General features: G+C 68.0%; 18 protein-coding genes. 9 read left to right on the top strand and 9 right to left on the bottom strand.

Annotated features, from left to right (window positions below):
- Positions 1-13 precede the first annotated feature (13 nt).
- Positions 14-691, top strand: coding sequence for a DUF2968 domain-containing protein (locus AC1DFU_RS20450; protein WP_092293017.1), 678 nt, complete (start codon positions 14-16; stop codon positions 689-691).
- 97 nt (positions 692-788) lie between these two features.
- On the opposite strand, the gene AC1DFU_RS20445 is transcribed toward AC1DFU_RS20450, so the two are convergent.
- The 3 genes from AC1DFU_RS20445 to AC1DFU_RS20435 all read right to left on the bottom strand — a co-directional run bounded on the left by AC1DFU_RS20445 (position 789) and on the right by AC1DFU_RS20435 (position 5,473).
- Positions 789-2,777, bottom strand: a complete 1,989-nt coding sequence (locus AC1DFU_RS20445; protein ID WP_441591174.1) for a gamma-glutamyltransferase family protein — start codon at positions 2,775-2,777, stop codon at positions 789-791.
- 345 nt (positions 2,778-3,122) lie between these two features.
- Positions 3,123-4,262: an acyl-CoA dehydrogenase family protein gene (locus AC1DFU_RS20440; protein WP_441591073.1), complete on the bottom strand. Its 1,140-nt coding sequence runs from the start codon at positions 4,260-4,262 to the stop codon at positions 3,123-3,125.
- Between the two features lie 14 nt (positions 4,263-4,276).
- Positions 4,277-5,473: an acyl-CoA dehydrogenase family protein gene (locus AC1DFU_RS20435; RefSeq protein WP_441591072.1), complete on the bottom strand. Its 1,197-nt coding sequence runs from the start codon at positions 5,471-5,473 to the stop codon at positions 4,277-4,279.
- A 199-nt stretch (positions 5,474-5,672) separates the two neighbouring features.
- Here AC1DFU_RS20435 and AC1DFU_RS20430 point away from each other — a divergent pair, with 199 nt between their 5' ends.
- The 5 genes from AC1DFU_RS20430 (at position 5,673) to AC1DFU_RS20410 (ending at position 11,248) form a co-directional block, all read left to right on the top strand.
- On the top strand, positions 5,673-6,935 hold the full coding sequence (locus AC1DFU_RS20430; RefSeq protein WP_441591071.1) for a CaiB/BaiF CoA transferase family protein: 1,263 nt from the start codon (positions 5,673-5,675) through the stop codon (positions 6,933-6,935).
- Between the two features lie 42 nt (positions 6,936-6,977).
- Positions 6,978-8,171 carry a thiolase family protein gene (locus AC1DFU_RS20425; RefSeq protein ID WP_441591070.1) on the top strand — a complete coding sequence of 398 codons (1,194 nt, stop codon included), beginning with the start codon at positions 6,978-6,980 and terminating at the stop codon, positions 8,169-8,171.
- Positions 8,172-8,173: 2 nt separating this feature from the next.
- Positions 8,174-9,340 carry an acyl-CoA dehydrogenase family protein gene (locus AC1DFU_RS20420; RefSeq protein WP_092293027.1) on the top strand — a complete coding sequence of 389 codons (1,167 nt, stop codon included), beginning with the start codon at positions 8,174-8,176 and terminating at the stop codon, positions 9,338-9,340.
- Positions 9,341-9,452: 112 nt separating this feature from the next.
- Positions 9,453-10,229, top strand: coding sequence for a crotonase/enoyl-CoA hydratase family protein (locus AC1DFU_RS20415; protein WP_092293030.1), 777 nt, complete (start codon positions 9,453-9,455; stop codon positions 10,227-10,229).
- A 53-nt stretch (positions 10,230-10,282) separates the two neighbouring features.
- Positions 10,283-11,248, top strand: coding sequence for a Bug family tripartite tricarboxylate transporter substrate binding protein (locus tag AC1DFU_RS20410; RefSeq protein WP_092293032.1), 966 nt, complete (start codon positions 10,283-10,285; stop codon positions 11,246-11,248).
- Here AC1DFU_RS20410 and AC1DFU_RS20405 read toward each other — a convergent pair.
- Complete coding sequence (locus AC1DFU_RS20405; RefSeq protein ID WP_441591069.1) at positions 11,220-12,164, bottom strand: LysR family transcriptional regulator; 945 nt, start codon at positions 12,162-12,164, stop codon at positions 11,220-11,222. The two genes, AC1DFU_RS20410 and AC1DFU_RS20405, sit on opposite strands and share 29 nt — an antisense overlap.
- Before the next feature lie 146 nt (positions 12,165-12,310).
- Here AC1DFU_RS20405 and AC1DFU_RS20400 point away from each other — a divergent pair, with 146 nt between their 5' ends.
- Genes AC1DFU_RS20400 through AC1DFU_RS20390 form a run of 3 tightly spaced genes read left to right on the top strand, consistent with a single transcriptional unit; the run spans position 12,311 to position 15,678 of the window.
- On the top strand, positions 12,311-13,468 hold the full coding sequence (locus AC1DFU_RS20400) for an acyl-CoA dehydrogenase family protein (protein ID WP_369823380.1): 1,158 nt from the start codon (positions 12,311-12,313) through the stop codon (positions 13,466-13,468).
- Positions 13,469-13,484: 16 nt separating this feature from the next.
- The gene (locus AC1DFU_RS20395) at positions 13,485-14,516 is read left to right on the top strand and encodes an acyl-CoA dehydrogenase family protein (protein ID WP_441591068.1); all 1,032 of its coding nucleotides are present in this window, start codon (positions 13,485-13,487) and stop codon (positions 14,514-14,516) included.
- Between the two features lies 1 nt (position 14,517).
- Positions 14,518-15,678, top strand: coding sequence for a CaiB/BaiF CoA transferase family protein (locus AC1DFU_RS20390; RefSeq protein ID WP_441591067.1), 1,161 nt, complete (start codon positions 14,518-14,520; stop codon positions 15,676-15,678).
- A 59-nt stretch (positions 15,679-15,737) separates the two neighbouring features.
- On the opposite strand, the gene AC1DFU_RS20385 is transcribed toward AC1DFU_RS20390, so the two are convergent.
- Genes AC1DFU_RS20385 through AC1DFU_RS20365 form a run of 5 tightly spaced genes read right to left on the bottom strand, consistent with a single transcriptional unit; the run spans position 15,738 to position 20,895 of the window.
- A complete protein-coding gene (locus AC1DFU_RS20385) occupies positions 15,738-17,294 on the bottom strand; it encodes an acyl-CoA synthetase (protein ID WP_092293043.1) in 1,557 nt (518 codons plus the stop codon).
- Positions 17,295-17,322: 28 nt separating this feature from the next.
- The gene (locus AC1DFU_RS20380; RefSeq protein WP_441591066.1) at positions 17,323-18,474 is read right to left on the bottom strand and encodes a thiolase C-terminal domain-containing protein; all 1,152 of its coding nucleotides are present in this window, start codon (positions 18,472-18,474) and stop codon (positions 17,323-17,325) included.
- On the bottom strand, positions 18,471-18,905 hold the full coding sequence (locus tag AC1DFU_RS20375) for a Zn-ribbon domain-containing OB-fold protein (protein WP_441591065.1): 435 nt from the start codon (positions 18,903-18,905) through the stop codon (positions 18,471-18,473). The genes AC1DFU_RS20380 and AC1DFU_RS20375 overlap by 4 nt, the downstream gene beginning before the upstream one ends.
- Positions 18,902-19,855, bottom strand: a complete 954-nt coding sequence (locus AC1DFU_RS20370) for an SDR family oxidoreductase (protein ID WP_092293047.1) — start codon at positions 19,853-19,855, stop codon at positions 18,902-18,904. The genes AC1DFU_RS20375 and AC1DFU_RS20370 overlap by 4 nt, the downstream gene beginning before the upstream one ends.
- 44 nt (positions 19,856-19,899) lie before the next feature.
- Positions 19,900-20,895, bottom strand: coding sequence for a Bug family tripartite tricarboxylate transporter substrate binding protein (locus AC1DFU_RS20365; RefSeq protein WP_441591064.1), 996 nt, complete (start codon positions 20,893-20,895; stop codon positions 19,900-19,902).
- Positions 20,896-20,919 lie beyond the last annotated feature (24 nt).

The following is a 20,919-nucleotide window of genomic DNA, read 5'->3' as shown; positions in this document are numbered from 1 at the left end:
TAACACCAATAATATGCTCGAAAAAACCTATTTCCCCCGACTGCTCGCCGGCCTCCTCGCGGCAAGCCTGGCATTGTGTGGCGCCGGTGCATGGGCCAGTACCGATCCGATGGCAGCCGAAGGGCCGGCTGTGGAGGCGGACCGGCCGTCCGATGCGTCGCGGACGCGCCTTGTGGCGGAGCTTCAGCAGCGGATCAAGGACAAATCAGTTCGCGAACTGCGCGCGAGCGCCAATGGCGAGTACGCCACGACCCTGATGCTGGCGGAAGATGAAGTGGTCTGCTACGTCGGGCTGCTCTACCAGAACAAGCTGTGGCGCGTGTCGCGTTTCAGCTCGCTGGCGAGCGCCGAATCGGCATACCGCAAGGCCACCGCGCAGAGCGCGGCGCTGGCCGATCAGGCGATCCGCCGGCAAGTGCTGGCGACGGAGCAGCGCCAGTACGAGCGGGCGATCCAAAGTGCGGAAGCCCAGGCGGACGCGCTGGCCACTGAACTGCGCGCCGAGCAGGCGCAGCGTGAGCAGTTCGCCGAGGACCAGAAGACGTTCCGCGCCGACAACGACGCCCGAGAGGCCGACAACCGCAGCGCGCGCAGCCAGTTGGCGAAGCTGCGGCAGGAAATTCGCCGCCTGGAGGCGTCTCTGGCGGACTCTGGCCAGAAGCTGCCGGCGCCGGACAAGGTGCGGCGCTAACAGCATCGCCCGGCCCGGGACCACAAGTCCCAGGCCGGACCGGATGAATCCATGGAGGGGGAGGGGCGCGAGCCCGCTCCCCCTTTTGCCATCCCGCTCAAGGATTGAACGTATCCCCGAGGACCACCCCTTCACGGCGCGGATCCGTGCCGCCCATCCACACCGCCGCGCCGCCTGACTGGCTGCGCAGGACCGTGTTGACCCCGCTCGCCTGCGCGCCGATCGATACCGTATGGCCCAAGGCACGCAGGCCCGTGACCAGCGGATCGTTGCCGCCGTTGCTTGTGGCGTCGATGTTCGGATGCTCGCCCCCGACCGTGGTGCTTGGGTTGTTGCTGGCACCGAAGTCGACGAGGCCCGAGGACTGCTGGGCGTCGAGCCCCCAGTCGAGCACACCCACGAGCGTCTTCACGACGTATTGCGGGATCGTGCCGCCGCCCGGCGAGCCGGTGGCCATCAGGAAGTCGCCAATCGACCCATCTGCGGCCTGACGGAACACCATCGTCGGCGCCATCGAGCTGCGCGGCCGCTTGCCGGGCTGCACCCGGTTGGCCACCGGTATGCCGCCGCTGTCGGTCGGCTGGGCCGAAAAGTCGGTCAGCTGGTTGTTGAGCAGGAAGCCGTTGGTCATGTGGAACGACCCCATGCTCGATTCAACCGACGTGGTCGCGCTGACCACGCTGCCGTCCGCATCGACGATCGTGAACTGGTTCGTGCCGTGCTCGATCAGCGACGCCACGCCGAGGGGCACCGAACCGAGGTTCCCAGCCGTGGCCGTGCCCATGCTGACCGTCGGCGAGATCAGCGCCGCGCGGGAGGCCAGGTACGGCTTGTTCAGCATGGTGTTGGCGGAGCCGCCGGGCAGGGGGACGAAGTCGGTATCGGCCACGTACTTGTCACGGTCGGCGTAGGCCAGCCGTTCGGCTTCGCTGACGAAGTGCACGCCGAGCACGGTGGGCTTGCCGCCTTCGCCGTCGATGGCGGTCGGCTTCAGCGCGGCGAGGTCGAAGTTCTCGAGAATCCCCATCGCCGACAGCACCGTGATCCCGCCCGACGTCGGCGGCGGCGCCCCGCAGATCCAGTACGCGCGATACGTGATGCAGACCGGGTCGCGCTGCTTGGCCTGATAGTTGGCCAGATCGGCCAGCGTGGTCTTGCCCGGCGTGATCGCCGAGCCGTCCGTGGCGGCCGTCGTGCCGATCTTGGCGATGATGTCGCTGGCGATCTGGCCCGTGTAGATCGCATTGGCCCCGTTGGCAGCCATCTGCGTCAGGGTGTTGGCGTAGGCCGGATTCTTCAGCACCGTGCCGAGCGCCTTGGGCGTGCTGTCGGCGTTGAAGAAGTAGGCCAAGGCTTCGGGGTCACGCTTGAGCGACGTGGCGTTGCTCTGGATGGCGGCGGCCAGCCGTCCGCCGATCGGAAACCCGTTGGTGGCCAGCGTGATGGCATCCCCGAACAGGTCCTTCCACGCGAGCTTGCCATGCTCCTTCTGCACGCGTTCGATCAGGCGCGGGATGCCGACGGTGCCGATCGAACGGCCGCTGGCGCGGGCGCTCGGCACGGGCGGGTTCGTGTTGGTGGCGTCGTCGATATAGCGCAGATAGTTCTCGGTGGCGGCGGCCGGCGCCGATTCCCGGCCATCGTAGGCCTGCACGGCGCGCGTGCGGGCGTCGTAGTAGAGCATGAAGCCGCCCGAGCCCATGCCGGTGGCTTCCGGCACGGTCAGCCCGAGCACGGACTGGACGGCCACTGCGGCGTCTGCTGCGCTGCCGCCTTTCTTGAGCACTGCGCAGCCGGCCGCGCTGGCATAGGCGTTCGACGACGACACCATATAGGTCTTCGCGTAGACGGGCTTGAGCCCCTTGCGGTAGCCGGACGCCGGCTCGGGCAGGGAAGGGTCGCCGGGCTGGTTCGATCCCACCACGACCGTGCTGCCGTCGCTGGCCAGTACCTGGCAACTGGTGTCGGCCTGTGGGGTGGTTGGGGTGGTGGGGGGTGTGGCGGGCTTGTCGTCGCTGCCGCCGCATGAAGCGATCAGCAGGGTACTGGCAACGGCGGTGGCCAGCGCCAGCGGGGTTTTCTGGATGCGCAACACGATCTTTCCTCCGGAACTACGACGTGAAAGAACGAGCCCGAGGGCTCGGACTGCAGTGCTGCAAGCTGTTTGGGCGTTGGCATGTCGTCGCGCACGGGCGTGCCCTCGCCCCGCTGGCGCGTGTTGGGCTGCGGTGTGAAAAAACGCGATAAGCGACCCCGTCCCCCGACGGGGGAACCTGTCGAGGGATGCGGTATCTGGAGCCGGATTCGGGAGGGTGGAGCGCTAAGACGAGTCGGTGTCAGTCATGACGCGCTAGACACTTTTGATGGGGAAGTGTCTAGCGTAGTACACCACTATCGATATGCAAGTGCGTTACGCCACGTTTCGTGGCGATCAGCCGCGCGTGCCTGCCATGGCCTCGCCGTAGCGTTCCATGTGGAAGTCCGTATCGCCGAACAACACGTCCACCATGGCGAGCTGCTTGAAGTAGTCGCCGACCTCCAGTTCGTCGGTCATGCCCATGCCGCCGTGGAGTTGAACGGCTTGCTGGCCGATGAAGCGCGCCGCCCGGGCCACCACCACCTTGGCACCGGCAAGCATGCGCCTGCGCGCGGCAGCGTCGGTCTCGTCGAGCGCCTGTACCGCAACGTAGGCCATCGACAGCGCGAGTTCCTTGTGCACCAGCATCTCGGCCATGCGGTGCTGCAGGGCCTGGAACGTGGCGAGCGGCGTGCCGAACTGCCGGCGCGTGCGAAGGTATTCGCCCGTCAGTTCGATCAGGCGCTCCATCGCACCTACTGCAGCGGCGCACTGTGCGGCGATACCGTGGTCGAGCCCATGTTCGAGCGCAGCCAAGCCGATTTCCGCCTGTCCGATCCGCGCGGCGGCTGGCACTGTCACGCCTTGCAGCCGCAGGTCGGCGCCGCGCAGGCCATCCATGGTCGGATAGCTGGTGACGTGCAGCCCTTCTGTGTCGCGCGGCACGAGGAACAGCGCGAGATCGGCCTCAGGCGCCGGGACCCGCGCGCTGACCAGATAGGTGTCCGCCGCATCGCCATGCCAGACCAGCGATTTGATGCCATCGAGCCGATAGCTATCACCGTCACGCACGGCCGTCGCCTGCGCGGCTTCCGGCCGATAGCGCGTGCCCGGTTCGAGATAGGCGAGGGCGAGCACGCGCTCGCCGCTGGCAAGCGCCGGCAGCCATGCCGCCTGTTGCGCCGCGCTGCCATAGTTGCCGAGCACGGCCGTGCCGACCACCGCGCTCGGGATCACAGGTTCCAGCACCAGCCCGCGCCCCAGTTCCTGGTGCACCACCAGCTGGCTGGCCGGGCCTTCGCCAAAGCCGCCGAAGTCGGTCGACACGGTGAGGCCCAGCACACCCATCTCCGCCAGTGCGGCCCAGATGCCGCGATCGAACGCGCCACCCTGGCGAGCAATCTCCCGGCGCCGCGCAAACGGATACTCGGTCTCGACGAAACGCCGCAGGCTGTCCGCCAGCATCTGCTGTTCTTCGCTGTATTGGAAGTCCATGCTTGTGTCTCCCTTCAGAATCCGATGATCATCTTGGCGATGATGTTCTTCTGCACTTCGTTGGCGCCGCCGTAGATCGATGTCTTGCGCGTATCGAAGTAGGTGGCCGCAGCCGGCGATGCCCAATCCGGCCCGCTGACCGGCTGGACGGTGCCCGCCTCGCGCCACTCCGGCGCGTACGGCCACGCGTTCGGGCCCGCCACCTCCAGTTGCAGCATGGCGATGTCCTGCTGCAGCTCGGAGCCGCGGATCTTCAGGATCGAGGCTTCCGGACCGGGCCCACGGCTACCTTCCTGCGTGGCCACGCGCAGCAGGAGCATTTCCATGGCCATCAGGTCCATCTCAAGCCGGGCGATCTTGTCGCGCATGCGCACATCGTCGATCATCCGCCGGCCCTTGCCGTCGGTAGCCTCGGTGGCGTAGTGCTTGAGCAGGCGCATCTCGCGATGGCAATGGCCGATGCCGGCGATGGAAGTGCGCTCATGGCCCAGCAGGTACTTGGCGTAGGTCCAGCCGCGGTTCTCCTCGCCCACCAGGTTCTCGACCGGCACCTCCACGTCTTCGAACCACGTTTCGTTGACGTCGTGGCCCCCGTCGAGGGTGGTAATGGGACGGATCGTCACGCCGGGGCTCTTCATGTCGATCAGCAGCATCGAGATGCCGTCCTGGAGCTTGGCCTCGCCATCGGTGCGGACGAGGCAGAAAATCCAGTCGGCATATTGCGCATACGACGTCCACGTCTTCTGGCCGCTCACGATGTAGCGGTCGCCCTGGCGCACGGCGCGCATCTTCAGCGAGGCGAGGTCGGACCCCGCGCCGGGCTCCGAGTAGCCCTGGCACCAGAAGTCTTCCATGGTGGGGATGCGCGGCAGGAAATGGGCCTTCTGCGCCGCGTTGCCGTACTTCTGCAACACCGGCCCGATCATGGCCAGGCCGGTCGGCAGCAGGCGCGGGGCGTCGCCGTGGAAGGTCTCGATCTCGAAGATCAGCCGCTGGATGGCGTTCCAGCCGGTGCCGCCGTACTCGACCGGCCAGTTCGGCGCCCCCCAGCCGTGCGCCTGGAGGATGCGATGCCACCGCACGAAGTCGTCCTTTTCCAGACGCTGGTGATTGCGGACTTTGTCGGCGATGTCGGCGGGCAACTGGCTCCGCACGAAAGCGCGGACTTCCTCGCGGAAATCCTGTTCGGCTCGGGTGAATCGCAAGTCCATGCACGGCTCCCTGCTGGCTGTTGGTCGGATCAGGGGAACGAGCATAGCGGTGGGGCCCCCTCCGCCACCCTCCCCAACATGGGTAGGGGCGGGGAACGGGGTGATCGATACGAAGCAGGTATCGGGCGACATGAAGACGGTATTTGTCGCGGCCGGGGTGCGTCCGTAGCATGCGCTCCATCGTTTCGAGGAGATTGCGATGGAGGTGGAAGGTACTGCACGCGCCACGGGCGCAGTTGGCAAGGACGGCAAGGAGAGTAACGGGCCGCTGGCCGGGATACGCATCCTGGACCTGACCACGGTGTTGATGGGACCGTACGCCACCCAGATCCTTGGCGATCTCGGCGCGGACATCATCAAGATCGAGCCGCCCGGCGGCGACACCGTGCGTGGCATCGGTCCTGCCCGCAATCCCGGCATGGCGGGCGTTTTTCTCCATGCCAACCGCAACAAGCGCAGCGTGGTGCTGGATCTCAAGCAGCCAGCCGGGCGTGATGCGCTGCTGCGCCTGGCCGCTGACGCCGATGTGCTGATCTATAACGTCCGCCCGCAGGCCATGCAGCGCCTGCGGCTCGGCTACGCGGACATCGCGGCGGTCAATCCGCGCATCGTCTACGTGGGTGTCTACGGCTACGGCCAGCGCGGTCCCTACGCGGCCAAGCCGGCCTATGACGACCTGATCCAGGGCGCCGTGGGCATCCCGGCGCTGAGCACGCTGGCCGGCTCCGAAGAGCCGCGCTACGCGCCGAACGCCATGGCGGACCGCATCGTCGGCATGAGCGCCGCCAACGCGGTGACGGCCGCGCTGCTCTACCGCACCCGCACCGGTGAAGGCCAGTCGATCGAAGTGCCGATGTTTGAGACCATGGCGCAGTTCGTATTGGGCGATCACATGTACGGCGCGACCTTCGATCCGCCAATCGGCCCCGCCGGCTACGCGCGCCTGCTGAACGACAACCGCAAGCCATACCGCACGCGTGACGGCTACCTGTGCGTGATGGTCTACAACGACAAGCAGTGGAAAACGTTCTTCGCGCTGATCGGCCAGCCCGACGTCATGACGAACGACCCGCGCTTCCACTCGATCGGCGAGCGCACGAAGCACATCCACGAGTTGTACCGGATGCTGGCCGAGGTGATGGCCACGCGCACGTCGGCGGAATGGACGGCGGTGCTCGAAGCGGCCGACATCCCAGTCATGCCCATGCACACGCTCGACTCGCTGATGAACGACCCGCACCTGCAGGCGGTGGGGTTCTTCGAGATGGTCGAGCATCCGAGCGAAGGCCGCATGCGCTCGATGGCGGTGCCGTCACGGTGGTCGAAGTCCCAGCCGCATATCGCCCGGCAAGCCCCCCGGCTTGGCCAGCACAGCGCCGAGGTGCTGGCGGAAGCCGGCTACAGCCCGGCGGAGATCGAGGCCATGGCGGCGTCGGCCGCGACCCTCGTCGCGGACGCCTGATCGGGCATCCACCCCCAAGACATCGTTCCAGGAGATGCAGTGATGCACGAGCGAGATTCATCCATTGTCATCGTGGGCGCGCAGCGCACGCCCATCGGCGCGTTCCAGGGCGCTTTATCGACGTTCTCGGCGCCCGAACTTGGCGCTGCCGCCATTGCCTCCGCCGTGGCGCAGGCAGGGGTGTCGGCCGATAGCGTCGACGAAGCCATCATGGGCTGTTGCCTGTTCGCCGGCCTTGGCCAGGCCCCGGCCCGGCAGGCCGTGCTTGGTGCGGGATTGCCGCCATCGGTGCCGGCGACGACGATCAGCAAGATGTGCGGGTCCGGCATGAAGGCAGCCATGCTGGCGCATGACCTGCTGCGCGCCGGCAGTTGCACGGTGGCGGTGGCGGGCGGCATGGAGTCGATGACCAACGCGCCGCACCTCGTGCCGCGCGGCCGGCAGGGCTACCGCCTCGGCCACGGGCAGTTCCTGGACCATATGTATCGCGATGGTCTTGAGGATGCGTATGAAGGCCATCTGATGGGCTATTACGCCGACCTGACCGCCGAACAGGCTGGCATCTCGCGCGCGGCGCAGGATGCGTTCGCCGCCGAAAGCGTGGCGCGTGCGCAGGCTGCGGTGCGCGAAGGCCGCTTTGTGGCGGAGATCGTCGAGCTGTCGCCGAAGTCGGGGAAGAGCCGCAATCGCGAGCCGCTGCGCGATGACGAGACCCCGGCGCGCTGCGACATCGACAAGATCCCACGTCTGTCGCCCGCCTTCCGCACCGAGGGCACGGTGACGCCAGGCAACGCGTCGTCGATTTCAGACGGCGCCGCCGCGCTGGTCATGATGCGCGAGGCGGATGCGCGGGCAAAGGGCATCGCGCCGCTGGCCCGGATCACCGCGCTCGCCACGCATGCACTGCCGCCGGGGCAGTTCTCGCTCGCACCGGTGGGCGCCATCCGCCGCGTGCTGGACAAGGCCGGCTGGCAGGCTGGCGACGTCGACCTGTTCGAAATCAATGAGGCCTTTGCGGTGGTGACGCTGCTCGCCATGCGCGAACTGAACCTGCCGCATGCGCGCGTCAACGTGAACGGCGGCGCCTGCGCGCTGGGCCATCCGGTCGGCGCGACGGGCGCCCGGCTGCTTGTGACGCTGGTCCATGCGCTGCGCGAACGGGGGCTGCGCCGTGGCGTGGCGAGTCTGTGCCTGGGTGGCGGAGAAGCCACGGCCATGGCGGTGGAGGTGGCATGAGCATGACCTTCGATCATTCCCCCGAACATCGCGAGATTCGCGAGGCCATCCTAAAGGTCTGCGAGCGCTTTGACGCCGAGTATTGGCTGGAGAAGGACAAGGTCGGCGGCTTTCCGACCGATTTCCATCAGGCGCTCGCCAGGGACGGTTGGCTGGGCATCTGCATCCCGCAAGCCTACGGCGGTTCGGGCCTCGGCATCACCGAGGCCGCCATCATGATGCAGGCCATCGCCGAATCCGGTGCCGGCATGAGCGGGGCTTCGGCCGTGCACATGAACATCTTCGGCCTGAACCCGGTGGTGGTCTTCGGCAGCGAGGCGCAGAAGCAACGCATGCTGCCGCCCCTGATTCAGGGCAGCGAGCGGGCCTGCTTCGCCGTGACCGAGCCCAACACCGGCCTCAACACTACGCAACTGAAGACGCGCGCGGACCGGCACGGCGATCACTACGTGCTGAACGGCGCCAAGACCTTCATCTCCACCGCCAGTTGCGTGGAGAAGATGCTGATCCTGGCGCGCACCACGCCGCTGGAGGCCATCAAGAGCAAGACGGAAGGCCTGAGCCTGTTCTACACGACCATCGACCGGAACCACGTGGAGACCCGCGAGATCGACAAGATGGGCCGCAAGGCTGTCGACACCAACCAAGTCTTTATCGACGGCCTCAAGGTGCCCGTGGAGGACCGCATCGGCGAAGAGGGCAAGGGGTTCCAGTACATCCTGCATGGCATGAACGCCGAACGGATCCTGGTGGCGGCGGAAGCGGTTGGGCTCGGGCGCGTGGCGCTGGCGCGGGCCACGCAGTACGCCAAGGAACGTATCGTGTTCGACCGCCAGATCGGCAAGAACCAGGGCATCCAGCATCCACTGGCCGAATGCTGGATGGAGCTGGAAGCCGCCAACCTGATGGTGCTCAACGCGGCTGCGAAGTTCGATCGCGGCGAGCCCTGCGGCGCGGAGGCCAATGCGGCCAAGTACCTCGCGGCCGAGGCCTGCTACAAGTCCTGCCAGACGGCGGTGATGACGCACGGCGGCTATGGCTATGCCAAGGAGTATCACGTGGAGCGCTATCTGCGCGAAGCGCTGATTCCCCGCATCGCACCGATCAGCCCGCAGCTGATCCTGTGCTTCGTGGCCGAGAAGGTGCTTGGCCTGCCGAAGTCCTACTGAGGAGGCAACAGATGGATATGAAGCGTCGCCGCGCGGTCGGCCGGCGTGGAGAAGGAATAGCCGGCGGCTGCAGGGCTGCCTTTCGTCCCCTTACCGAAATCAGAATCCAAGCATGAGCGACTTCCTCAAGATCGAAACCATCGGACACGTGGCCGTTGCCACGATGAACCGCCCGCAGACCCGCAACGCCTTGTCGGATGACGATGCGATAGAGAGCATCGTCGACCTGTGCCAGGCGATCAACGACGACCTCTCGGTGCGTGTGCTGGTGCTGACCGGGGCGGGCCCGGCGTTCTCGTCGGGCGGTAACTTGAAGACGCTGCGCGATACCGTCGGCACCGGGCTGGGCGTGCCTGCGAATAGCCGTTACGCGTACCGGAACGGCATCCAGCGGCTGCCGCTGGCATTGCAGGCGCTTGAGGTGCCGACGATCGCCGCCGTGAACGGCCCCGCGTACGGTGCCGGCAATGACCTCGCGTGCATGTGCGATATCCGGATTGCCTCGGACAAGGCCGTGTTCGCGGAGAGCTTCGCCAAGTTGGGATTGCTACCCGGCGATGGCGGGGCGTGGCTGCTGCCGCGTGCCGTGGGCATGTCGCGCGCCTGCGAGATGTCGTTCACGGGCGAGGCGATCGATGCGCAGCAGGCGCTGGCGTGGGGGCTGGTCTCGCGCGTGGTGCCTGCGGACGAGTTGATGCCGGCCGCCATGTCGCTGGCGGGGCGAATCGCCGCCAACCCGGGGCACGCGCTGCGCATGACCAAGCGGCTGCTGCGCGAAGGCCAGCAAACCAGCCTTGCCACGCTGCTCGAAATGTCCGCCGGCTTCCAGGCGCTGGCGCACCATACCGAGGAGCACGAGGCCGCGCTCGACGGTTTCCTGAAGCGCTAGCGTCACACCAGCCGGCCGTCGCCGGTCGGCACATAACCATAATGGAGACAACAATGCATCGACAAATCGCGGGCCTGTGCATGGCCGCCATGCTTTGCGCGACCAGCGGCGCCGCCGCCGCCGCGGACTACCCAGACCGGCCGGTCAAGATCGTGGTATCGCTGCCGCCCGGCAGCGGCGCCGACACCACCGCGCGTTTTATCGGCAAGCACCTGACCGAGAAGTTCGGCCAGCCCTTCGTGGTCGAGAACAAGCCGGGCGCCAACAGTTTCATTGCCGCGCGCCAGGTAGCCGAGTCGGCACCGGACGGCTACACGATGTTCGTCGCCAGCAACTCGCCGATGGTGACCAACGCGGCAGTCTTCCGCCAGCTGCCTTATGACCCGATCAAGGACTTCGTGCCCGTGGCGCGCATCGCGCGGTTCCCGATGGTGCTGGCGGTGCCCGCCAGCTCGCCGTACACGACGCTCGACGGACTGGTCACGGCCGCGCGCAACGCGCCGGGCAAGCTGAACTACGCAGCCGGCACGCCGACCTATCAGGTGGCGCTGGAACTGTTCCACGAAACGCGTGGTATCCGCGCCATGCCCGTGCCGTACAAGGGGACGTCGCTCGCCATGAGCGACCTCGCCGGCGGGAGCGTGGATTACACGATGGCGGAGGTGAGCGCCGTGATGCCGCTGGTGCGAGCCGGCAAGGTGCGCGCGCTGGCGGTAGGCAGCCCGGAACGGCTCAAGGAGCTGCCCGGCGTGCCCACCATCGCCGAGACCGGCAGCAAGGGCTACGAGGCGTTCGCCTGGACCGGCGTGTTCCTGCCGGCCAAGACGCCGCAGGCCGTGGTCGACCGGATTGCCAAGGCGGTGGGTGATCTCCTTGCGACGCAGGAAAGCGCGCGTTTCATCGAGACGATGGGCGGCACGGTGTTCCCGGCCACTCCACAGCAGTTCCGCGATTTCCAGGTCAGCGAGATCGAGCGGACACGGCGCATCGTCAAGACGGCGAATATCCACCAGGAGTAGTGCCGCCAGCCTCGCCCGCCAAGCCCGCTGCAGCGATGCTGCGGGCGACGGCGACGAAATTGCTCGCCGTGGCGGTCATCGCATCCGGCAGCGTGGCGAGTGCAACGCCCATGGCCTGTTGCATGGGCCAGTCCCGCAACCGCAGCAGCCGCACGCCGGTGCCGGCGTACTTGACCGCGTTGTTCGGCACCAGCGCCACGCCCAGCCCGCTATCCACCAGACTCAGGATCGATTGCACCTGCACCGCTTCCTGCGCGATGCGCGGCTTGATGCCGGCGCCGTGCAGCGCGCAGGTGATCAGCATGTGCATCGACGGCACCCGCGTGCGCGAGTACATGATGAAGGGCACATCCCCCAGTTCGGATAGGGCGATGTCCGCCTGTGCGGCCAGCGGCGAGTCCGTGCTGACGGCCAGCATGAAGTGGTCGCGCTGCAGCAGGGTCAGTTCGGCATTGGTGGGTTCGAGCACCGGGTAGCGCACCAGCGCCACGTCGAGCGAGTGGTCCTCGAGCCGGCTCAGCAGTTCCACGGTCGTCGATTCCTCGATGGCGAGGTCCACGCCCGGGTACTGTCGCCGATACGTACGCAGCAGTTCCGGCATCACTGAGTACGTGGCCGATCCGATGAACCCCAGCCGCAGCATGCCTTGCTCGCCCGCTTCGCCCTCGCGCGCGGCACGGCGCACTTCCTCCGAATAGAACAGCGTGCGGCGCGCGTTGCGCAGCACCACCTCGCCCGCCGGCGTCAGGCGCAGGCCCGACGGCAATCGATCGAACAGCGTCACGCCCAGCTCTTCCTCGAGCTTGCGGATCGACGTGGAAAGCGGCGGCTGCGCCATGTGCAGTTTTTCGGCGGCACGGTGAAAGTTCAGCGTTTCCGCAAGAACGAGGACTTGCCTGAGTTGACGAAGCTCCATGGGCGCGAAGAAGGGCGGTTGGCAATACGGCTGGCGTATCGGGCGGTCTCTATCCGGTATTGGACGCGGCCGGGCGGGGGCCATAGATTATGCCATCCCGGCACCGCAACAGGCGGCCTGCCGGCCATGCAAAAACCGGAGCCATCTTGACGACTTTGCTTCCCACACCCGGCCTGATTGCGATCCCGCCCGAGGACGAGGCCCTGCGTGCACCGGTGCGCGCCTTCCTGCGCTCGGCGATGCGCGACGTCGCACCCGAGGTCCGCTCCCGCTCATGGCTTGGCTTCGATGCCAGCTTCAGCCAGGCGCTCGCCGCACAGGGCTGGATCGGCCTGACCCTGCCACGGGAATACGGCGGCGGTGGCCGCAGCGGCTTCGCGCGCTTCGTGCTACTCGAGGAATTGCTCGCTGCCGGCGCGCCGGTCTCCGCCCACTGGATCGCCGACCGGCAGACCGCGCCACTGATCCTGCGCTACGGCACGCCGGCGCAGCGTGACTTCTACGTGCCGCGCATCATTCGCGGCGAAGCGTTCTTCTGCATCGGCATGAGTGAGCCCGATACGGGCTCCGATCTCGCCAGCGTGCGCACCCGGGCCACGCGCAACGACGCGGGCTGGCTGCTCAACGGCCGCAAGATCTGGACGACCAACGCGCATCGCTCGCAGTACATGGTGGCACTGGTTCGCACGTCGGGCGTGACCGAGGATCGCCACCAGGGCTTGTCGCAGGTCGTCATCGACCTCTCGCTGCCCGGCATCACGATCCGCCCCATCCGCGACGTGGCCGGCGACGCCCACTTCTGCGAAGTGCTGTTCGAGGACGTGCAACTGCCCGCCGACGCACTGATTGGCGAGGAGGGCTCGGGCTGGAAGCAGGTGACGGCGGAGCTGGCTTTCGAGCGCAGCGGCCCCGAGCGCATCTATTCGAGCCTGGTGCTGGCGGAAACATGGCTGGCGGAGGTTCGCGCGGCGGGCGAGGTGTCGCTGGCATCCACCGAACTCGCGGGCCGGATCGTCGGCAATCTGGCGGTGCTGCGTGCGATGTCGCTGGCCGTGGCCGACAAGCTGAACCGGGGCGAGAACCCCGAGCAGGAGGCCGCGCTGGTCAAGGACCTCGGCACCGAATTTGAACAGGCGATGCCCGACTGGATCCAGACGGCGCTCGAGCGCGACGCGCAGGTGCCATCGCCCGCGCTCGCACGCACGCTGGCCTACGTGATGCAGCTCGCCCCAAGCTACTCGCTGCGCGGCGGCACGCGCCAGATCCTGCGCGGCATCATCGCCCGCAGCCTCGGATTACGCTGATACTGGAGATGGTTTGATGACCGATTCCCTGCTGGAAGGATTCGAGCGGCCCCTGCTCGATCTCTGCGACGACGAACAACTGCGCCGGACCGAAGCCGGCGAGGGCGCCGCCGACCTCTGGGCGCGCATCGACGCGCTCGGCTACACCGACGCGCTCTTGCCCGAGGCGAGTGGCGGCGCCGGGCTGTCGCTGTCCGACTTGTTCCCGCTGGCGCTGGCCGCGGCGCGTGCCGGACTGCCGCTGCCGTTTGCCGAAACCGCCGTGGCGCGAGCCATCCTGGCCTCGGCCGGCATCACGGCGGGCCCGGGTGCCATCGCCATCGCACCGCTCGCGCTGGAGGTCGGCGGACAGATCGTCTGCCGGGACGTGCCCGGCGCGGCGCTGGCCGACCATGTATTGCTGAGTCGAAACGACGCCTGGTGGCTGATGCCGACGGAAGGCGCGCAACGCGAGCCCGGAGCCTTCCGGCCGCGCGTGTCGGCCACGGTCCGCTGGCACAGCTCGGCGCAGGCGGTGGCGCGTATTCCCGCCGCCGGGGCCGATGCCGAGACGCTCTGCAACGCGCTACATGCCGTGGGCATGGCGGGCGCCATGCAGCGCATCCAGGCGCTCGGCGTGACCTACGCGACCGACCGCCGCCAGTTCGGGCGCGCCATTGGCCAGTTCCAGGCGGTGCAACAGGAGTTGAGCGTGCTGGCCGAGCAGGTGGCGGCAGCGGTGCTGGCGGCCCGGCTCGGCTGCGCGGCCAGCGCGGGATATCTGCCCGATCCGCTGCTCGCGGCGACGGCCAAGCTGCGAACCTCGGCGGCCGCCACGCGCGTCGCCGCCATCGCCCACGCGGTGCATGGTGCCATCGGCATCACCGAGGAACACGTGCTGGGGCTGTTCACGCGCCGACTGCACGAATGGCGCACCACGGCGGGCACGGAGTCGCGCTGCGCTGCGCGGCTGGGCGGCGCGCTGCTGGCCGAGCCGGCTTCGACGCTGTTCGACTTTGCCCGCACGCGTCTGGTCGCCGAGCGGCCGGCAGTGGCCATGGAGGGCTGAGATGGGGGATGCGAACCGCAAGGGGCCGCTGGCCGGCGTACGGATCGTCGAGCTGGCCGGCATCGGTCCCGGGCCGATGGCGGCGATGCTGCTGGCCGACATGGGGGCCGAGGTGATTCGCATCGAACGCGAGACGCCGGTGGACCTCGGCGTCAGCAAGCCGCTGCGCTACAACCTCACGCTGCGCAATCGCACATCGATTGCGTTGGACCTGAAGCAGCCGGCCAGTGTCGAACGCGTCCTGCAACTCGTGGCTGGCGCGGATGCGCTGATCGAGGGCTTCCGGCCCGGCGTGACGGAACGGCTGGGGCTCGGCCCCGACGTCTGCCTGGCGCGCAATCCCCGGCTTGTCTACGGCCGCATCACGGGCTGGGGGCAGGAGGGGCCGCTCGCCCAGGTGGCGGGTCACGACATCAACTACATCTCGCTGACCGGCACGCTCGATGCCATCGGCCGGCAGGGACAGCCGCCTTCCGTGCCGCTGGCGCTGCTCGGCGACATGAGTGGCGGGGCGCTCTATCTGGCCATGGGCGTGCTCGCCGCCATCCTCGAGGCGCGCGGCTCCGGCCAGGGGCAGGTGGTGGATGCGGCCATCGTGGACGGCACCGCGTCCATGGCGATGACGTTCTTCGGGCTGGCGGCGGCCGGGAAGTGGCAGCCCGAACGCGGCACCAACATCCTGGACTCCGGCGCGCCGTTCTACGATGTCTACGCCTGCGCCGACGGAAAATGGATTTCGATCGGCCCGATCGAGGCACGCTTCCATGCCGAGTTGCTGGAGCGCATGGGCATCCCGGCAGACGCCATCGGCCCGCAGATGGACACCGCGAGCTGGCCGCATACCCGCGAGGTGCTCGCGGCCGCGTTCCGCACCCGCACGCGCGCGGCTTGGTGCGATCTGCTCGAAGGCACCGATGTCTGCTTTGCGCCGGTCCTGTCGTTTGCCGAGGCGCCGTCGCACCCGCATCTGAAGGCGCGCGGCACATTCGTCGAGGTGGATGGCGTGGTGCAGCCCGCGCCGGCGCCACGCTTCAGCCGCACGCCTTCGGCCATGCCGACGCCGCCACAGGCGCCGCAATCGCCCGATGCCGACGGCGTGGATGCCGCGCTGGCCGCCTGGGGCTTGTCGCCCGAGGCGATTGCCGGCTGGCGGGGCGCCTGAGCCGGCGGCGGTTCGAGCGGTGGCAGGAAAGAAAACAGGCCCTTGCGGGCCTGTTTTCGTCAGGGGCTGGTGCGGTACCGCTCGCGCAGCGCCTGCTTGTACAGCTTGCCGGTCGGCAACCGGGGCATGCGGTCGATGAAATCCACCGAGCGCGGAATCATGTACCGCGCCACCTTCCCGCGCAGGTAGGCGATCAACTCCTCGCCGAGCGCCGCGCTGGGCACGATGCCTGGTGCCGGCTCGATGATGGCCTTGACCTGCTCGCCCATCTCGGCGCACGGAACGCCGATGACCGCCACGTCCCCGACCTTCTCGTGCGTGACCAGCGCGTCCTCGATCGCCTGGGGATAGATGTTGACGCCGCCGGAGATGATCATGAACGTCTTCCGGTCGGTCAGGTACAGGTAGCCTTCCTCGTCCACATAGCCCACGTCGCCCACCGTGGTCCAGTTGCGATGCCGGGGATGTCGCGCGGACTCGGTCTTCTCCGGATCGTTGTGGTAGTGGAACGCCAGGGTGTCCCGCTCGAAGTAGATCAGGCCCGGCTGCCCCGGGGGCAGGACGTCGCCCTCGTCGTTGCAGATGTGTAGCTTGCCGATGGCTTCGCGGCCGACCGAGCCCGGATGCGCAAGATAGCCGGCACTGTCGATCATCGTCAGCCCGCTGCCTTCGGTGGAGCCGTAGTACTCGTGCAGGATGGGGCCCCACCATTCGATCATGCGCAGCTTGACGTCGGCCGGGCAGGGCGCCGCCGAGTGCACGGCCATGCGCAGGCTCGACAGGTCGAAACCGTGCCGCTCCTGCTCGGTCAGCTTCATCAGCCGGACGAACATGGTCGGCACCCACTGGCTGTGCGTGACACGGTAGCGCTCGATCAGCGCCAGCGCGGCGAGCGGTTCGAACTTCTCCATGAACACGGCGGTGCCGCCCGTGGCTTGCAGCTGCAGCGCCCAGGCCAGCGGTGCCGCGTGGTAGAGCGGGGCCGTCGACAGGTAGACCATGTCGTCGGAGAAGTCGTAGTGGCGCAGTTGGCCGCGCCGGAACGGGTCGATGAAATCGGCCATCCGGGTCGAAGGCTGGGCACGCACGATGCCCTTCGGGCGTCCGGTGGTGCCCGAGCTGTATAGCATCAGGGCACCGAGGGTTTCGGCGTCGAGCGGGGCGTCCGAGACCGTCGCGACGACAGCTTCGTAGCTGTCCCAGCCGTCGATCGTGCCGTCCACCATCAGCCGCGCGGAGCAGTTCGGCATCAGCCCGGTCAGCCCTTCGGCCAGCTCGCGCATGGCATGGGAACTGATGACCACGCGCGACTCGCTGTCCTCGACGATGTAGGCCGCCTCGGCCGGCGTCAGGAACCGGTTGACCGGCGTGACGAGCAACCCGGAGCGCAAGGCCGCCCAGCCGATTTCGAAACAACGGAGGTTGTTCTCCAGCACCATGGCGATGTGGTCGCCCGGGCGCAGCCCCATTTGCTGGAGCCGCCGCGCGAGGCGGTTGGCACGCCGGTCCAGCTCGCCGTAGGTCAGGGAGATGCCATTGCTGCCATTGATGACGGCGATCCGCTCGGGGTGCCGCCGCGCGCGGTCGCCCAGGTGTGTCCAGTCTTCGTTCTGCATGGTCGTGTTGTCTCCGGGTGGCATCCAGCTATGGCAGCGTGTTGGCGAGCACCAGCGCGGCGGCGGCCGTGAACATGCCGCCCACCCCCTGCACGAAACTGCACTGCACGCCATCCACCTGCCGGAAGGCCTCGCCGCGCAGCTGGCGCACGGCCTCCAGGATCGCGAACATGCCGTACATGCCGGTATGCGTGTACAGGATGCCGCCGCCATTGGTGTTCATCGGCAGCTTGCCGCCGGGGCGGGTATGGCCGGCCTCGATGAAACGCGCGGCTTCGCCGTGCGCGACGAAACCGAGATCGGCCAGCCCGTAGAGCGGCAGGTGCGCGAAGGCGTCGTAGATCATCAGATGATCGATGTCAGCGTGGCTCACGCCAGACTCCGCGAACGCCTGGCGGCTCGACAGGCGGAACGCCTTCGAGCTGGTCATGTCGTCCATCATCGAGATTAGCGGGCTGTCGCAGGCCTCGCCCGAGCCGAGCAGGTAGACCGGGCTGTCCGCGCGCCGGAGGTTGCGCGCGCGCTCCGCCGTAGTGATAACCAGGGCCCCGCCGCCGTCGGTGACCACGCAGCATTCGAGCTTGTGGAACGGATAGGCGATCATCGGGGACGCCATCACGTCGTCCACGGTCAGCAGCTTGTTGCGGCTGGCGCGCGGGTTGCCGGCGGCCCAGTGGCTCTGCGCCACGACCACTTCGGCCAGTTGCTCGTGGGTGGTGCCGGTCTCCTTCATGTAGCGCAGCATCGGCAGCGTGAAGGTGTTGGGCGGCGCGCCGCTGCCGTAGGGCATCTCGAACTGGCCCAGCATCGAGAATGGCGGCACTGAGCGAGGCGGCCAGCCCACACGCGAGCGGCCGGACTGGCCGTGGAGCACCAGCACGGTGTTGCAGAGTCCGGCGCGGATCGCGGCGGCGGCGTGCCGCACGTGGACCATGAACGAGCAGCCGCCTACCGAGGTGCCGTCGTACCAGGCGGGCGTGATGCCGAGGTAGTGGGCGACGTCGATGGGGCTGTCCACGGCGCTCGTGATGCCGTCCACATCGGCCAGCGTGAGGCCGGCGTCGGCCAGCGCGCGGCGCGCGGCGTCGGCGCGCAGGTCCATCTCGGACAGGTGGGGCAGGGCGCCCAGTTCCGTCTCGGCGGCGCCGGCAATGGCGATGATCTGGTCGAGCCGGCTCATCGGGCGGCCTCCGTCTGGGGCTTGAACTGCGGCAGCATGACCTCGCCGCGCGGCTCGAACACCACTTCGAGCGGCATATCGAGCACGAGGTGCGCCGGGTCGGCGGGTACGCCGACGATATTCGTCATCATGCGCGGGCCTTCCTCGAGTTCCACCACGGCAATCACGTAGGGCGTCTGGCCGGCCCAGCCCGGCATGGCCAGGTGGCTGATCACATAGGAATACAGGCGCGCACGGCCGCTGGCGCGGACCCACGACAAGGTCTCGGCACCGCATTGGTGGCAGTGCGGGCGTGGATACAGCACGTGCGTGCCGCAGCTGTCGCAGACCTGGAGGCGCAGTTCGCCGGCCTGCGTGCCTTCCCAGAAGGGGCGCGTGCCGGGCACCGGCTGCGGCGTGAATTTCGCGACGGGGGATGGAGTCGGGGTCATGCCGGAACGCCCTCGCGGTGCGGGATCTCGCCCGAGATCAGCGCGTTGGGCGCGGCGCGGGCCACCAGATCGGGGATGTGCGCCGACAACTCCTCCGGCAGCCAGCGGCCCTCTTTCTCGATGCGAGGGCCGGCGTGCCAGCCCTCGGCCACCGTGATGGCGCCGCCGCGCACGCCGAACACGCGTCCGGTAATGGTGCTGGATTGCGTGCTGCCGAGCCAGACCACGAGCGGCGCGACGTTGCCGGCGTCGAGCGGATCGAAGCCGCCGCCGGCCTGCGTCTGTTCCGCCTGCGCGGCCATGCCGTTCTGTCGGAACAGGTCTTCGGTCAGGCGGCTCATGGCCGTCGGGTAGATCACGTTGACGGTGGCGCCGTAGCGCTCCAGCTCCCGTGCGGCAACGATCGACATATTGGCGATGCCCGCCTTGGCCGCGCCGTAGTTGGTCTGGCCGACGATGCCGTAAAGGCCCGACGACGAACTCGTGTTGATCACGCGCGCCTCGCGGGTGCGCCCGGCCTTGGCCTCGTCGCGCCAGTAAGCGGCGGCGTGGCGCATCGGCGCAAAGGTGCCGCGCAGATGGACGCGGATCACGGAGTCCCAGTCCGCTTCCGTCATATTGACGAGGGTACGGTCGCGCAGGATGCCGGCGTTGTTGACGAGCACGTCCAGCCCGCCAAAGTGGTCGATGGCGGTCTGGATCAGGCGTTGCGCGCCGTCCCAGTCCGAGATGTCGTCGGTATTGGCCACGGCTTGTCCGCCTGCCGCGAGGATTTCGTCGACCACCGCCTGTGCGGGGCCGCTTGCCGCGCCGGCGCCGTCAGGTGCGGCGCCCAGATCATTGACCACCACGCGTGCGCCGGCGCGTGCAAATTGCAGCGCGTACTCGCGCCCGATGCCGCGACCGGCGCCAGTAATGACGACGACGCGATCCTTGCAAAGCTCGCTCATGACACTCCTTCTGTGTGTGCGGGGGATTCGGAGGTACGGGGAATTCAGCGCCGGGCCTGCTGGATGGCCTCGACTGCGCGCCGATATCGTGTGGATTCGTTGGCAAGGTCCTGATCGGCCTGCGCGCCCGAGACGGACATCGCTTCGGAGCCGGCAAACGTCGTCAGGAATTGCAGGTAGGCCGGGGACCGTGTGATGGCGGCGACAGCCTGTTCCAGACGCCGCGCCGTGGCGTCGTCGGTCTGGCGGCGGACCGCGAGCCCGATCCAGACATACATCTCGTAGCCGGGGAAGCCCGTTTCGCGCAGCGTGGGCACGGCGGGCAGGTCCGGCAGGCGGGTCGTGGCGGTGCTGGCCAGTGCGCGCAGCTTGCCCGCGCGCACCAGCGGCATGGAGGCGCCGGCGTCGAGCAGGCCGAGGTCCACCGCACCGCCGATCACATCGGCCGATGCCTGCGAGAAGCCCTTGTAGCTGACCGCATTGAACGCCAGGCCACCTTGCTGGGCCAGCAGCATGCCGGCGACGCGGTAGGTGTTGCCGTAGTCGGCCAAACTGACGGCGCCGGGCGTGGCGCGGACGGTCTCCAGCGCCTGCTTCACGTCGGCGTAGGGCTTCTGCGGCCCCGTCACGAGCAGCGCGGAGTTGCGGTAGAGGAACGACACCATGCGGAAGTCCCGCTGGAGATCGTAGTTCGCGGCCTTGTTCAGTAGCGGACCGCTGAGCATGGAAGGCGTCACCAGCAGGATGCTGTAGCCGTCGGCCGGTGCGCTCAGGACGCTCTGCACAGCGATCAGGCCCTCCGCGCCGGGGCGATTCTCGACGATGACCGGCTGGCCCAAGGCAGCGCCGAGCTTGTCGGCGACGAAGCGCGACACGGCGTCGCCGCTACTGCCGGGGCCGATCAACAGGACGATGCGCAGCGGACGGGAGGGAAACGTTTCAGCGCGAACACCGCCAGCGCACAACCCCAGGGTCACAGCGAGTGCGGCCAGCATCGCGCGCCGCTTCGCCGTGGTGCAGCATGGAAACTTGCGTGCCATCGTCATCCCCTCGAAACATACGGT

The sequence above is a fragment of the Cupriavidus sp. 10L45 genome, from assembly GCF_056395225.1.
This window is presented reverse-complemented; position numbering and strand designations above follow the sequence as displayed.

What these genes read in the sequence shown, in the direction of transcription:
- AC1DFU_RS20450 (WP_092293017.1), top strand. Translation starts at nt 14, where the DNA reads ATGCTCGAAAAAACCTATTTCCCCCGACTGCTCGCCGGCCTCCTCGCG.
- AC1DFU_RS20440 (WP_441591073.1), bottom strand. Translation starts at nt 4,262, where the DNA reads ATGGACTTCCAATACAGCGAAGAACAGCAGATGCTGGCGGACAGCCTG.
- AC1DFU_RS20435 (WP_441591072.1), bottom strand. Translation starts at nt 5,473, where the DNA reads ATGGACTTGCGATTCACCCGAGCCGAACAGGATTTCCGCGAGGAAGTC.
- AC1DFU_RS20430 (WP_441591071.1), top strand. Translation starts at nt 5,673, where the DNA reads ATGGAGGTGGAAGGTACTGCACGCGCCACGGGCGCAGTTGGCAAGGAC.
- AC1DFU_RS20425 (WP_441591070.1), top strand. Translation starts at nt 6,978, where the DNA reads ATGCACGAGCGAGATTCATCCATTGTCATCGTGGGCGCGCAGCGCACG.
- AC1DFU_RS20420 (WP_092293027.1), top strand. Translation starts at nt 8,174, where the DNA reads ATGACCTTCGATCATTCCCCCGAACATCGCGAGATTCGCGAGGCCATC.
- AC1DFU_RS20415 (WP_092293030.1), top strand. Translation starts at nt 9,453, where the DNA reads ATGAGCGACTTCCTCAAGATCGAAACCATCGGACACGTGGCCGTTGCC.
- AC1DFU_RS20410 (WP_092293032.1), top strand. Translation starts at nt 10,283, where the DNA reads ATGCATCGACAAATCGCGGGCCTGTGCATGGCCGCCATGCTTTGCGCG.
- AC1DFU_RS20405 (WP_441591069.1), bottom strand. Translation starts at nt 12,164, where the DNA reads ATGGAGCTTCGTCAACTCAGGCAAGTCCTCGTTCTTGCGGAAACGCTG.
- AC1DFU_RS20395 (WP_441591068.1), top strand. Translation starts at nt 13,485, where the DNA reads ATGACCGATTCCCTGCTGGAAGGATTCGAGCGGCCCCTGCTCGATCTC.
- AC1DFU_RS20390 (WP_441591067.1), top strand. Translation starts at nt 14,518, where the DNA reads ATGGGGGATGCGAACCGCAAGGGGCCGCTGGCCGGCGTACGGATCGTC.
- AC1DFU_RS20385 (WP_092293043.1), bottom strand. Translation starts at nt 17,294, where the DNA reads ATGCAGAACGAAGACTGGACACACCTGGGCGACCGCGCGCGGCGGCAC.
- AC1DFU_RS20380 (WP_441591066.1), bottom strand. Translation starts at nt 18,474, where the DNA reads ATGAGCCGGCTCGACCAGATCATCGCCATTGCCGGCGCCGCCGAGACG.
- AC1DFU_RS20375 (WP_441591065.1), bottom strand. Translation starts at nt 18,905, where the DNA reads ATGACCCCGACTCCATCCCCCGTCGCGAAATTCACGCCGCAGCCGGTG.
- AC1DFU_RS20370 (WP_092293047.1), bottom strand. Translation starts at nt 19,855, where the DNA reads ATGAGCGAGCTTTGCAAGGATCGCGTCGTCGTCATTACTGGCGCCGGT.
- AC1DFU_RS20365 (WP_441591064.1), bottom strand. Translation starts at nt 20,895, where the DNA reads ATGGCACGCAAGTTTCCATGCTGCACCACGGCGAAGCGGCGCGCGATG.